Here is an 11,291-nt window from a genome sequence, read left to right as displayed (position 1 = left end):
GAGCTGGCTTGCTGCTCGGTGCGCGAGGACAGGTCCTGGTTGCCTGCGGCAATCTGGCTGGAAGCCGTGGCGATCGTGTCGGTGCCCTGGCGGACTTCGCCAACCACCCGGGACAGGCTGTCGTTCATGTCCTTCAGGGCTTGCATCAGCTGGCCGGTTTCGTCTTTGCTGGTGACTTCAATCCGGCTGGTCAGGTCACCGGCGGCGACAGTTTTGGCCACCAGAAGGGCCTCGCTCAGGGGAAGGGTGATGCCGCGGGTCAGCCGCCAGGACAGAAAGGCGCCCAATCCCAGGGCCATCGCGGCAAGCACCAGCACGCTGAACTGGCCGGAACGGTACAAGGCATTGATGGCCATGACCGTCTGGTCAATCGTGGTCTTTTGGTGAAGCAGCATGTTTTTGATGCTGGCATCGTAGGCACTCAATGCCGGCACCAGTTTTTCTTCGGTCAGCTGGGCAACCTCCGCATTCTGGCCCTCGGCCTTCAGTTTCATGATGCTGGTGCGCAAGCCGACGTAGGCTGCGCGTTTTGCGACACCCTCTTCAAACAGGGCTTTTTCTTCTGCCGTGTCCAGCAGGTCGAACAGCTTTTTGGAATTCTCGGTAATTCCCAGACTGGTCTGGGCAATGCCCTTCTGGAAATACTGCTGGTCTGCGGCATCGGTGCTCTTGACCAGCGCAAAGGTCCGGATGCTGTTGGTGCTGGTGGCCACCAGCCATTCGGCGGCAATCCGCTCCTTGACCAGGGCGCGTTTGGCCATCGCATCTGCGGCGCTGCCCACTTCCTGAAGGCCCCAGATGCCGAGACCGGAAATAATGCTCAACAACAGCAGCACCACGCCAAAGCCCAGAGCCAGGCGGCTCCCAATTCTCAGATTCTTGATATTCATAACGTTTTAAAAGTTGACTAGCTGAAAAAATTAAATTCCAGCAAATTCACAAAAACACGGATTGGCCTGTTGCGAACCCGAGCGACATCTCCCTGACCTTCCGTCAATGCGCGCACGGCGCGAGACGGTTTATTTACTATTTAATTCATAGCTGCTTAGTCATACCAGACATGCGCCAGAGGCATATTTGATGCCAATTATTTGTTGGGTGGCCAACACACAGAGGGCTAGCTCATCTGCTCCATGATGCGAACCAGTTTTCCCCCGTAATTCGGATCGGTGGCATAGCCGGCGCGCTGCAAGCCGTGCGCCGCTTCTGCAGGATCCGGCGTCGCCAGCACGTTGGCATAACGCGGATTGCTGGTCAGGAACCGCGCATAGTCGACAAACGATTCCTCGTAGGAGCCATAGGCACGAAAGCTGGCTTGGGTTTTCTGGGCTGTTCCATTGACATACTCAGTGGTCGTTGCTTCCACTACCGGGCCTTTCCAGTTCTTGTCGGCCTTGATGCCAAACACGTTGAAGCTGGTTTTTCCGTCTTCCGCACGAATCTCGCGCTTGCCCCAGCCCGATTCGAGCGCCGCCTGCGCCATGATCAGCTGCGCAGGTACGCCGCTGGCCTGGCTGGCCCGCTGTGCGGCAGGAAGCATGCGGGAAACGAATTGCTCGACATGCGCCTGTGGCAGGACGCTGCGGCTCATCGTCGCCTGGGCGGTCGCCTTTTCGTAGAACGAAAGGTCTGGCGCCCGGGTCAATGCCGGCGTTGCCATCGGTGCCATGGAAGGCAGGTTTAATGCATTCGGCACCAGGGGCATGCCTGGAGGCCTGGCGCCCTGCAACTGGCCGCTGCCACTGGAAGGAGGCGCCAGTTCAGGCGAGTCGTTGCCCATCGTGCGGCTCAGCTGGGTGAACATCGCTTCGGCCAGCCCCAGGCCCCGACCGGAAAGGTTTTGCGACAACTGCTGGTCGAGCATCGAGGTGTAGGTTTTTTCCTGCGAACTGCTGAACATGCCTTCCGACGGCGTGGCGTCGCGCATACTTTTGAGCATCATCTGCATGAACATCACTTCGAACTGCTTGGAAGCCTGTTTCATGCCCTCCTGCGGCGAGCTGCGAACGGTGCGCCGCAAGGCGTCGACACCCTGGACATCCAGTGACAGCCGTTGGTCGAGCACGCCACTGGCGGAAGCACCGGGCAGGCTCAGGTTGGAAATGCCAGCGCTGTTCATATACTTGCCTTAGATAATTTCCAGTTCGGCGCGCAAGGCGCCGGCGGCCTTCATGGCCTGCAAAATCGACACCAGGTCCTGCGGGTTCGCGCCCAGGGTGTTCAGCCCCTTGATCACGTCGGCCAGCGACGCACCGCCGCGCACCACCTGCAGCGCACCACCCGCCTGGGTGATTTCGATCTGCGACTTCTGCGCAGCCACGGTGGCGCCGCCTGAAAGCGGGTTGGGCTGGCTGATGACCGGCTCGGTATTGATCACCACCGATAAATTGCCATGCGCCACGGCGCAGTCGTTGAGCCTGACGTTCTGGTTCATCACCACCGAGCCGGTACGGGCGTTGATGACGACCTTGGCCACCGCCTGCGCCGGCGAAACGTCGAGGTTCTGCAGGCGCGCCAGGAAACCGACCCGCTCCTCGGGCCGGGCCGGCGCGGTGACCTGGATCACCCGGGCATCGAGCGCCGCCGCGGTGCCGGGGCCGAAGCTGCGGTTGATGGCCTCCATGGCCATCTGCGCGGTGCCGAAATCGCTGCTGTGCAGTTCGAGAGTCAAGATGCCGCCTTCGCCCAGAGGGGAATCGACGCCGCGCTCGACAATCGCGCCCGCTGGAATCCGGCCGGACCCCAGCTGGTTGATCTGCACCTTGCTGCCGTTGGCCGATGCGCCCGCGCCGCCCACCACCATGTTGCCCTGCGCCAGCGCATAGACCTGCCCGTCCGCGCCCTTGAGCGGTGTCATGAGCAGGGTGCCGCCGCGCAGGCTCTTGGCATTGCCCAGCGATGAAACGGTGATGTCAATGGTCTGTCCGGGCCGCGCAAACGGCGGCAGCGTGGCCGTGACCATGACGGCCGCAACGTTTTTCAGCTGCATGTTGGTGCCCGCCGGCACGGTGATGCCGAGCTGCCCGAGCATGTTGTTCAGGCTCTGCGTGGTGAAGGGCGTCTGCATGGTCTGGTCGCCGCTGCCGTCAAGGCCGACCATCAGGCCGTAGCCAATCAGCGGGTTGTCGCGCACGCCCTGGATGCTGGCCAGGTCCTTGAGCCGCTCCGCTTTTGACGGCAGGGCGATCGCGAGGCTGGCCAGCAGGCACAGCTTCATGCAAAGCAGGAACGCGGCGCCCAGCTTGCGGCCAGCTTGCGCGTAAGGAGTCAGGTGGTTTTGCATGATCAGAAAGGCAGCACGTTGAGGAAGGCGCGCTGCAGCCAGCCCATGGTCTGCGCCTCGTCGATGTAGCCCTTGGCGCTGTATTCGATGCGCGCGTCGGCCACCAGCGTCGAGGGCACGGTGTTGTTGGCGCTGACGGTGCGCGGATTGACCACGCCCGAGAAGCGGATGAATTCGGTGCCCTGGTTGATCAGCATCTGCTTTTCTCCGCTGACCAACAAGTTACCGTTGATCAGCACTTCCACCACCGTGACCGTGATCACGCCATTGAAGGTGTTCTTTGAATTGGCACCGCCCTTGGCGCTCATGGTGTTCTTGCCGCTGGCAATGGCATCCAGGTCACCTGATATCAGACCGCTGATCAGCTTGGGAACCATCCCCAGCACCGTGCTGGCGCTGCCGCTGCGGCTGGCTTCGGCGCCCGAGTTCTTGCTGGCGTTGATGTTTTCGCTCACCACAATGGTCAGGATGTCGCCGATATGCCGTGGCCGCCGGTCTTCGAACAGGGCCTGGGTGCCAAAGCCGGTGCGGTAGATCGAGCCGTTCGCCGGTCCGGCGGGGCGCACCTGGAGGTCGGCACGGGCGCTCATGGGCTGCTGCACCAGCGGCTCGCGCGGGAGTTGCGCGCAGCCGCCAAGCAGCAGGCCGGCCGCTGCCAGCAGGCTGCCGATGAAACGGTGAATTTTCGGCATGTCGGACTTTTAAAGTTGCGACAGGCGGGCCAGCATCTCGTCGGATGTCTTCACGGCCTTGCTGTTGATCTCGTAGGCGCGCTGTGTCTGGATCATGTTGACGAGTTCTTCCACCACATTGACGTTGGACGATTCGACATACCCCTGGGCCAGCGTGCCCGCGCCGTTCTGGCCGGGCGCCGTCTGGTTGGCGCCGCCCGATGCATCGGTTTCAACATACAGGTTTTCGCCGCTGCTTTGCAGGCCGGTGGCGTTCAGGAACGTTGCCAGCTGGATCTGGCCGATCTGCACGCTTGCGGCGCTGCCGGCCTGAACCACCGACACCGTGCCATCGCGGCCTATCGTCATGCTGGCGGCGTTGGGCGGCAGCGTGATGGCCGGTTGCACCGGATAGCCGCTGGCGGTCACGAGCTGGCCGTTCTGGTCGGTCTGGAAGGAGCCGTCGCGGGTGTAAGCGGCCGTGCCATCGGGCATCAGGACCTGGAAAAATCCGTCGCCGTTGATCATCACGTCCTTCTGGTTTTCCGTCTTGGTCGAATTCCCCTGGGTGTGGATGCGTTCGGTGGCGACCACACGCACGCCGGTGCCCAGTTGCAGACCCGAAGGCATGCGCGTCTGGTCCGATGTCTGGCCGCCGCTCTGGCGCAGGTTCTGGTACATCAGGTCTTCGAACACGGCGCGGCTGCGCTTGAAACCGGTGGTGCCGACGTTGGCCAGGTTGTTGGCCACGACGTCGAGCTGGGTCTGCTGGGCGTCCAGACCGGTCTTGGCAATGGAAAGAGAGCGAATCATGGGGGAATCCTGTGCATCGGCCTGGGCCGGCGGTTGTCAGTCAAGAAGGAAAATGGCCAGGGCGCGCGGCCTAGCTGTTGGACAGCAGCTTGTTGGCCTGCTGGTCGTTGCTTTCAGCGGTTTGCAGGGTTTTCATCTGCATTTCAAAGCGGCGGGCGTTGGCGATCATGTCCACCATGACCTCGACCGGATTGACGTTGCTGCCTTCAAGCGTTCCCGTCAGCAGGCGAACGGCCGGGTCGGCCTCGGCTGGCGCTGTTCCAGGACGCATGCGGAACAGCCCGTCGTCGCCGCGCACCAGGTCGCCCGCCGGCGGGTTGACCAGTTTCAGGCGCCCGACTTCGGCCGCGCCTGTTGCCGGCCCGCCGGGGCCGAGCGCGCTCACCATGCCCTCGCCAGTGATCATCAATGCCGCGCCCGGCGGCACCACCAGCGATCCCGTCCCGCCGGAAACCGGCCGTGCGTCCATGGTCATCAACTGGCCCTCGGCACTGACCTGCAGGCTGCCCACGCGGGTATAGGCTTCGCTGCCGTCAGGCATCTGCACCGTCAGCCAGCCGTCGCCGCGCACAGCCACGTCCAGCGCGCGGCCGGTCTGCGTCATGGGACCACTGCGCATGTCCGCGCCGGGCGTCGAGGCGACCACCATGGCGCGCGTGGCCGCCTCCTGGCCGACCACCGGCACGGCGCGAAAGTTGTTGACCTGGGCGCGAAAGCCGGGCGTCGAGACATTCGCCATGTTGTTGGCGACCGAAGCCTGCTGCTCCATCGCCTGCTTGGCACCGCTCATGCCCACGTAGATCATCCGGTCCATGGTGTTCCCCTAGTCCTATCAGCGCAGGTTGACCAGCGTCTGGAGCACCTGGTCCTGGGTCTTCACCGTCTGGGCATTGGCCTGGTAGGTGCGCTGGGCAATGATCAGGTTGACCAGTTCGGCGGTCAGGTCAACGTTGGACGCCTCCACCGCGCCCGATGTCAGCGCGCCGAGCTTGGTGCCGTCGCCCGGCGAGCCGGTCAACGGCCCGCCCGAGGCAGCCGTTTCCGTCCACAAGTTGCCGCCCAGGGACTTCAGCCCGTTCGGGTTCATGAACGACGACAGGACGACCTTGCCCAGCGACTGGGTCTGCTCGTTGGAATATTTTCCGGTGATGGTGCCATTTTGCTCAATCGAAAACGAGCTCAGAACCCCCGAGGTGTAGCCGTCTTGCGTCAGCTTGTTGACCTCGTTGGCATTGCCGAACTGGGTGGTGCCGGTCACGTCGACTGTCACGTCCATGGTGCTCGAACCATTCGCGAAATCAAGTCCTGCTACTGTCATCTGCTGGTTCGGCGGATTCATCGCGCCCCTGTCGTCAAAGGTCAGGGTGGAGATTCTGGCGCCGCCGTTGACCACCGTGCCGTCCGCTGCGCCGAAGACGTTCCAGGTGTTTTCCGCCACCGCAGGCGAGGCGGCTGCATCGGCCTTGGCCTTGACAAAAAATGTGGCCAGTTCATGGGAGTTTCCCAGCGAGTCGAACACCGTGACCGCATTGGCATAGTTGTAGCTGTTCGAATTGGTGGCATCGAACACGGCCGTTGGCGTCACGCTGCGTGAATCGAGGTTGAACTGGGCGGCAACCTTCTCGGTCGATTTGGGCGCCATGGCCGACGTCGGCAACTGCAGCGGGGTCGGGCTGGCGCCGGCGGTGGCGCCGTTGGCACCCACCGGATAGCCGGTTAGCCGATAACCGCCGGCATTGACGATGAAACCGCTCTTGTCCATGTTGAACTGGCCGTTGCGCGAGTAAGCGACTTCGCCGCTCGGGCTGGCAAGGCGGAACAGTCCGTCGCCGTTGGTGATCGCCACGTCCAGCGCCCGGGAACTGGTTTGCACCGCCCCGGACGAGAAGTTCTGCGAAACACCCGCCACTTCGGCGCCCAGTCCGACCCGGGAGCCGGCATAAACATCCGAAAACTGGACGCTGCCGGATTTAAAGCCGATGGTTCCCGAATTGGCAATGTTGTTGCCGATGACATCGAGATTGCTGGCCGAGGCATTCAGCCCGCTGACACCTTGTGCGAAACCCATGGTAATTCCTTGTTTTAAATTGCTTGCGGGATAAAGACTTGCCGTACCGGGCGATTCAGAGAATCAGGCGCACATCGGCGAGCGTTGCCTTGGCGCCCGACGCCAGTTCCAGTGCTACGCCAGTGGGGCCTTGCGACACACTGGCAACGCCTGCATAAGTGAGCGTGCTGGCCCCGACCTTTGCATCGCCAGTGGCGGCCACAACATTGACGGTGTAGGAACCTTCTGCCAGCGCGGCTCCCGCGTCGCCAAGGCCATCCCAGGACAATGACTTGACGCCTTGGGGCAGCGCGCCCAGGTCAAAACTGCGAACGGTGGCACCAGCGGCATTGGTGATGCTCACCTTGACCGAGTCGGCGGCCTGCGCCATCTCGACCGCAAACGGTGTTGGCTCGCCTTTTTTCAGCGTCAGCCCGGCGCCGGGCACCAGCACGGTATGGCCGATCAGCGAGGCCGATTGCAGCACCTGGCTGGCGCCGCTTTGCGCCAGCATGGCAGCAAATGCGCTGTTGAGTTTTTCAATGCCGCTGACCGTGCTCATCTGCGCCAGTTGCGAGGTCAGCTGGGCGTTGTCCAGCGGGTTGAGCGGGTCCTGGTTGTTCAGCTGCGTGACCAGCAGCTTGAGAAAGCGCTGCTCGCTGTCGCTGCCCGAACCGGCGGACACGGCCGGCGCGCTCAGCGCAGCGCTGGCGCTGGTGGCGGCATTGATGGAATCGAGGGACATGGCGGCTTTTCCTGCAACTGGAATTTGGGAAGATGAAAGGCGGTGGCGACGCTTACTGGCCAATGGTCAGTGTCTTGAGCATCATGGTTTTGGCGGTGTTGAGCACTTCGACATTGGCCTGGTAGGAGCGTGACGCCGAGATCATGTTGACCATCTCCTCGACCACGTTGACATTGGGCATGGCGACATAGCCTGCGGCGTTGGCCAGCGGATTTTTCGGATCGTGCTGCAGGCGCAAGGGCGACAGATCTTCGACCACGCGCGCCACGCGCACGCCGCCGATGCCCTGGCCATTGGCCGGCGCCATCTCGAAGACCACCTGGCGCGCACGGTAAGGCTGGCCGTTCGGGCCGGAAACGCTGTCGGCATTGGCCAGGTTGCTGGCGGTGGTGTTCATGCGCTGGGACTGCGCGGCCATGGCCGAGGCGGCAATCTGGAAAATACCGACGGAGCTGTTGGAATACGGCATGCGATGCTTCGGTTTCTTAGGACTGGACCGCTGACAGCAGCGACTTGATCTTGGCTGTCAGCACCGTCAGGTTGGCTTCGTAACGCATCGCGTTGTCGGCGAAGCTGACCCGCTCTGCGTCCATTTCGACCGTGTTGCCATCGATGCTGGACTGGGTTGGCATGCGGTAAAGCAGGTCTGCATCGCCGCCGCCCTGGGACTCGCCGGCGATATGGGAGGGCGACGTGGTCGCCATCAAGGTTGACGCGGACTGACGGCCGCGCTCGACCGCTTGCGACAAGGTGGCGCTGAATTCAAAGTCACGCGCCTTGTAGTTGGGCGTGTCGGCATGGGCAATATTGGCCGACAGGACTTCCTGCCGCCGCGCCCGCAGGTTGAGTGCCTCTTGGTGAAAGCGCAGCGCAGAGTCCAGCTTGTCGATCATTTTTGTCTCCCTCCATCAAGTGATTTGCCTGGCCGTCCGGACGCCTGGATTGAAAATAATTGTAAGAAAACCCCTTGCAATGCAATCAACTGAACAGATGGGTTTTCGAGCTCCAGTTCACCTTTCCCCGCACTGTCGGGGGCATGCGGCCCGGGCGGCGCCATGCGCTTCAATCAGGCGAACAGGGTCAGGTTTTCAAAGCAGTTCAACCGGTTGGAAAACCCGTTTTTTCTTAAGATGGACCCTGCTCAGCCGCTCTGCCGTTGCCTGCCTGGCAGCGCCTGGTGCCGCCTAAGTGGTTGCCAATTAAAAGGAATTCATGAACAAGCCGATCTGCCAGACGCTGCCGGGGCCGCTTGCGGGCATTCTTGCCGCATTGCTGGCGCTGGCCGTGCTGACCCCGGCCGCACATGGCGCCCCGCCGCTGCCGCTGTCAGGCTACGCGCGCCCGGTGATCGAACAGTTCCTGGCTGGCCAGACGGCCGGCTTGCCCGGCAAGGTGCAGATCAGCATCGACGCGCCGCTGTCAGGCAGCCTGCCGCCGTGCGATGCGCTCGAAGCCTTCCTGCCCGGTGGCGCGCAGTTGCGCGGGCGTGTTTCCGTCGGGCTGCGCTGCAATGCCGCCCCGCGCTGGACCCGCTATGTCCAGGCACGCATTGCGGTGATGGGCACTTACCAGGCTGCGGCACGGCAGATTGAAGCCGGTCAAGCCCTGGCCCCCGGGGACACGGTCGCTCGGGAAGCAGACCTGACCACGCTGCCTGCCAGCGTGGTTGTCGATTCAAGCCAGCTGGAGGGCCAGGTGGCGCGCCACCGAATCGCTGCGGGCGCGCCGGTCAGGCGCGAACAGCTGCGCGGTGTTTTACTGGTGCAGCACGGACAGACCCTCAAGGTGGTGTCCCGGGGCCCGGGTTTCGTGGTGAGTACTGAAGGCAAGGCCATGGCCGCTGCCGCTGCTGGCGCGTTGGTCCAGGTCAGAATGCAGGGCGGTCAACTGCTCACCGGCACGCTGGGTGCCGATGGCATCGTCGAGCGCGGCAACTGATGCCATGAAAGATTTGACAAAGAATTTTTCATCGGGCCGCCTCAAGTTTCCGGGCAAACTGCCGTTATGCCGGTAAGTGCCTGAGGAAAAAATCATGAAAATCAATCAAAATACCCCCCTTTTAAAAGCCGGGGCGCCTGCGCAGACCTTGGCGCCCGGGAAAAGCAGCGCCGTGGCCGGTGCCTCCGCCGCCCAAGCGACTGCCGTCGCCAGCCAGGCAAAACTGCCCTCAACGACCGGCGATTTTGATGCTGGGCGCGTGGCTGAAATCCGCGAAAGCATCCGTACCGGCCGCTATCAGGTCGACACTGCCAAAATCGCCGATGGCCTGATCACCAGCGTTCGCGAGCTGATTGCAAAGAACCCCTCATGAGCACTTCACTGTTGCAACGCCTGACACTTGAGCATGGCGCGGTTGACGAATTCGTTGTCCTGCTGAACCAGGAAGCCGACGCCATGACGCAAGGCCGTTTCATGGACCTTGCGCACCTGGCCGAGCGCAAGTCGCAGCTGGCCGACCGGATCGCCACCCTGACGCGCCATCGGGAAAACGAACAGATGGCGCTGGGCTTCCGGGCCGACCGCAGCGGCGCCGAAGCGGCCACCGCCGCTGGCGGACCTTTGCTGCAGGACGCCTGGCGCCATTTGCAGTCGAGTGCAGCCCAGGCGCACGAGCGCAACCATGCCAACGGCGTCATGATCCACACCCATCTTGACTTCACCCGGCAATCGATCAACTTCCTGAAGTCAGCCGGCAGGCCACTGTACGGACCGGACGGATCGCATTACAGCGGAACGGCAAGCGGCAACCACCTGGCCACAGGCTGAAGCGGCTTGAACGCACGCCTGTCGTTATCGGGCAAGCCTTTGCGGCCGTTTTCAAGAGAAATATGGCTTTTGCGCAGGCAGCACCTTCGTCATCAGCTATTTAATTCATAGCAAATTGAATTTTCAGCCTAGCGTTGCAGTGGCCTGGCGGACGATGGCACGCCGGCCCCTGGACCGGCTGGCCGCTAGGCTGACTTGGCGAGCAGGCCGCGCAGGCGGCTGATCACTTGGCTGTGCAGCTGGCACACCCGGGACTCGCTGACTTCCATGACGGCGCCAATTTCACGCAGATTGAGTTCTTCCTCGTAATACAGGCTCAGGAGCAGGCGCTCGCGCTCGGGCACGGCGTCGATCGCCTCGATCAGGCGCTGGCGCAGGCCGTTTTCCAGCAGCCTGGCCAGGGGGTCGCCGGTTTGCGCACCCCCGTCGTGCTTGCTGCCGCAGTGCTGGTCAATGAAGGTGTTTTCCTGATCGTTGCGGTCAAAGTCCTCGTAATACACCAGCTGGCAGCCCTGGATTTCCTGAAGCAGGCTCTGGTAGGCTGGCAAAGGCAGCTGCAGCTCTTCGGCAATCTCGCCCTCGGTGGGATGCCGTCCGCGCTTTTGTTCCTGTGACTGGATGGCCTTGGACACGCTGCGCGAAGTTTGCCGCAAGCCGCGCGACACCCAGTCGTTGGCCCGCAGTTCATCGAGCATGGCGCCCCGGATGCGCTGGCCGGCATAGGTTTCAAACTTGGCGCCCTGGTCGTCCTGGTAACGGCTCGATGCATCAAGCAGGCCGATCATGCCGGCCTGGATCAGGTCGTCCAGGTCCACGTTGGCCGGCAGCCTGGAAATCAGCTGCAAGGCCAGGCGCCGTACCAGGGGAGCATATTGGGTCAACATGCCAGTGGTGCCGGAGGGGTCGATTTTTCCCTGGCATGTGTACATTGAGGAAGAGTCCTGCATTTCTGACAATCTTGTAAGA

14 protein-coding genes are annotated in these 11,291 nt (G+C 62.5%); 3 read left to right on the top strand and 11 right to left on the bottom strand.

Features of this window, described 5'->3' with window-relative positions; all coding sequences use genetic code 11:
• The 10 genes from IWX85_RS17995 to flgB form a co-directional block, all read right to left on the bottom strand.
• Positions 1 to 890 (bottom strand): MCP four helix bundle domain-containing protein (locus IWX85_RS17995; RefSeq protein WP_196870664.1); only part of this gene is annotated, 890 nt, incomplete at its 3' end.
• Between the two features lie 227 nt (positions 891 to 1,117).
• Positions 1,118 to 2,119 (bottom strand): flagellar assembly peptidoglycan hydrolase FlgJ, encoded by a 1,002-nt coding sequence (flgJ, locus tag IWX85_RS17990; protein ID WP_196870663.1) that lies wholly within the window; start codon positions 2,117 to 2,119, stop codon positions 1,118 to 1,120.
• A 9-nt stretch (positions 2,120 to 2,128) separates the two neighbouring features.
• Complete coding sequence (locus IWX85_RS17985) at positions 2,129 to 3,283, bottom strand: flagellar basal body P-ring protein FlgI (RefSeq protein WP_196870662.1); 1,155 nt, start codon at positions 3,281 to 3,283, stop codon at positions 2,129 to 2,131.
• Between the two features lie 2 nt (positions 3,284 to 3,285).
• Positions 3,286 to 3,975 carry a flagellar basal body L-ring protein FlgH gene (locus IWX85_RS17980; protein ID WP_196870661.1) on the bottom strand — a complete coding sequence of 230 codons (690 nt, stop codon included), beginning with the start codon at positions 3,973 to 3,975 and terminating at the stop codon, positions 3,286 to 3,288.
• A gap of 9 nt (positions 3,976 to 3,984) precedes the next feature.
• A complete protein-coding gene (gene flgG / locus IWX85_RS17975; RefSeq protein ID WP_036805119.1) occupies positions 3,985 to 4,767 on the bottom strand; it encodes a flagellar basal-body rod protein FlgG in 783 nt (260 codons plus the stop codon).
• 70 nt (positions 4,768 to 4,837) lie between these two features.
• On the bottom strand, positions 4,838 to 5,581 hold the full coding sequence (locus tag IWX85_RS17970) for a flagellar basal body rod protein FlgF (RefSeq protein WP_196870660.1): 744 nt from the start codon (positions 5,579 to 5,581) through the stop codon (positions 4,838 to 4,840).
• 18 nt (positions 5,582 to 5,599) lie between these two features.
• The gene (gene flgE, locus IWX85_RS17965; protein ID WP_196870659.1) at positions 5,600 to 6,835 is read right to left on the bottom strand and encodes a flagellar hook protein FlgE; all 1,236 of its coding nucleotides are present in this window, start codon (positions 6,833 to 6,835) and stop codon (positions 5,600 to 5,602) included.
• Positions 6,836 to 6,890: 55 nt separating this feature from the next.
• The gene (locus IWX85_RS17960; protein ID WP_196870658.1) at positions 6,891 to 7,559 is read right to left on the bottom strand and encodes a flagellar hook assembly protein FlgD; all 669 of its coding nucleotides are present in this window, start codon (positions 7,557 to 7,559) and stop codon (positions 6,891 to 6,893) included.
• Positions 7,560 to 7,611: 52 nt separating this feature from the next.
• Positions 7,612 to 8,028, bottom strand: coding sequence for a flagellar basal body rod protein FlgC (gene flgC, locus IWX85_RS17955; protein ID WP_196870657.1), 417 nt, complete (start codon positions 8,026 to 8,028; stop codon positions 7,612 to 7,614).
• A gap of 16 nt (positions 8,029 to 8,044) precedes the next feature.
• Positions 8,045 to 8,452 carry a flagellar basal body rod protein FlgB gene (gene flgB, locus IWX85_RS17950; protein ID WP_196870656.1) on the bottom strand — a complete coding sequence of 136 codons (408 nt, stop codon included), beginning with the start codon at positions 8,450 to 8,452 and terminating at the stop codon, positions 8,045 to 8,047.
• A 319-nt stretch (positions 8,453 to 8,771) separates the two neighbouring features.
• Here flgB and flgA point away from each other — a divergent pair, with 319 nt between their 5' ends.
• From flgA to IWX85_RS17935, 3 genes are all read left to right on the top strand, one after another.
• Positions 8,772 to 9,497, top strand: coding sequence for a flagellar basal body P-ring formation chaperone FlgA (gene flgA, locus IWX85_RS17945; protein ID WP_196870655.1), 726 nt, complete (start codon positions 8,772 to 8,774; stop codon positions 9,495 to 9,497).
• A gap of 94 nt (positions 9,498 to 9,591) precedes the next feature.
• Entirely contained in the window at positions 9,592 to 9,870 is a 279-nt protein-coding gene (gene flgM / locus IWX85_RS17940) for a flagellar biosynthesis anti-sigma factor FlgM (protein WP_196870654.1), read from the top strand.
• Complete coding sequence (locus IWX85_RS17935) at positions 9,867 to 10,325, top strand: flagella synthesis protein FlgN (RefSeq protein WP_196870653.1); 459 nt, start codon at positions 9,867 to 9,869, stop codon at positions 10,323 to 10,325. Before flgM ends, IWX85_RS17935 begins: the two co-directional genes overlap by 4 nt.
• 185 nt (positions 10,326 to 10,510) lie before the next feature.
• On the opposite strand, the gene IWX85_RS17930 is transcribed toward IWX85_RS17935, so the two are convergent.
• The gene (locus tag IWX85_RS17930) at positions 10,511 to 11,254 is read right to left on the bottom strand and encodes an RNA polymerase sigma factor FliA (RefSeq protein ID WP_196870652.1); all 744 of its coding nucleotides are present in this window, start codon (positions 11,252 to 11,254) and stop codon (positions 10,511 to 10,513) included.
• Between the last annotated feature and the right edge of the window lie 37 nt (positions 11,255 to 11,291).

The sequence above is a fragment of the Polaromonas sp. CG_9.11 genome, assembly GCF_015752225.1.
GTDB lineage: Bacteria > Pseudomonadota > Gammaproteobacteria > Burkholderiales > Burkholderiaceae_C > Polaromonas.
This window is presented reverse-complemented; position numbering and strand designations above follow the sequence as displayed.

Excerpts from the sequence above, each read along its gene's own strand:
- flgJ (WP_196870663.1), bottom strand. The coding sequence starts at position 2,119 with ATGAACAGCGCTGGCATTTCCAACCTGAGCCTGCCCGGTGCTTCCGCC.
- IWX85_RS17985 (WP_196870662.1), bottom strand. The coding sequence starts at position 3,283 with ATGCAAAACCACCTGACTCCTTACGCGCAAGCTGGCCGCAAGCTGGGC.
- IWX85_RS17980 (WP_196870661.1), bottom strand. The coding sequence starts at position 3,975 with ATGCCGAAAATTCACCGTTTCATCGGCAGCCTGCTGGCAGCGGCCGGC.
- flgG (WP_036805119.1), bottom strand. The coding sequence starts at position 4,767 with ATGATTCGCTCTCTTTCCATTGCCAAGACCGGTCTGGACGCCCAGCAG.
- IWX85_RS17970 (WP_196870660.1), bottom strand. The coding sequence starts at position 5,581 with ATGGACCGGATGATCTACGTGGGCATGAGCGGTGCCAAGCAGGCGATG.
- flgE (WP_196870659.1), bottom strand. The coding sequence starts at position 6,835 with ATGGGTTTCGCACAAGGTGTCAGCGGGCTGAATGCCTCGGCCAGCAAT.
- IWX85_RS17960 (WP_196870658.1), bottom strand. The coding sequence starts at position 7,559 with ATGTCCCTCGATTCCATCAATGCCGCCACCAGCGCCAGCGCTGCGCTG.
- flgC (WP_196870657.1), bottom strand. The coding sequence starts at position 8,028 with ATGCCGTATTCCAACAGCTCCGTCGGTATTTTCCAGATTGCCGCCTCG.
- flgB (WP_196870656.1), bottom strand. The coding sequence starts at position 8,452 with ATGATCGACAAGCTGGACTCTGCGCTGCGCTTTCACCAAGAGGCACTC.
- flgA (WP_196870655.1), top strand. The coding sequence starts at position 8,772 with ATGAACAAGCCGATCTGCCAGACGCTGCCGGGGCCGCTTGCGGGCATT.
- flgM (WP_196870654.1), top strand. The coding sequence starts at position 9,592 with ATGAAAATCAATCAAAATACCCCCCTTTTAAAAGCCGGGGCGCCTGCG.
- IWX85_RS17935 (WP_196870653.1), top strand. The coding sequence starts at position 9,867 with ATGAGCACTTCACTGTTGCAACGCCTGACACTTGAGCATGGCGCGGTT.
- IWX85_RS17930 (WP_196870652.1), bottom strand. The coding sequence starts at position 11,254 with ATGTACACATGCCAGGGAAAAATCGACCCCTCCGGCACCACTGGCATG.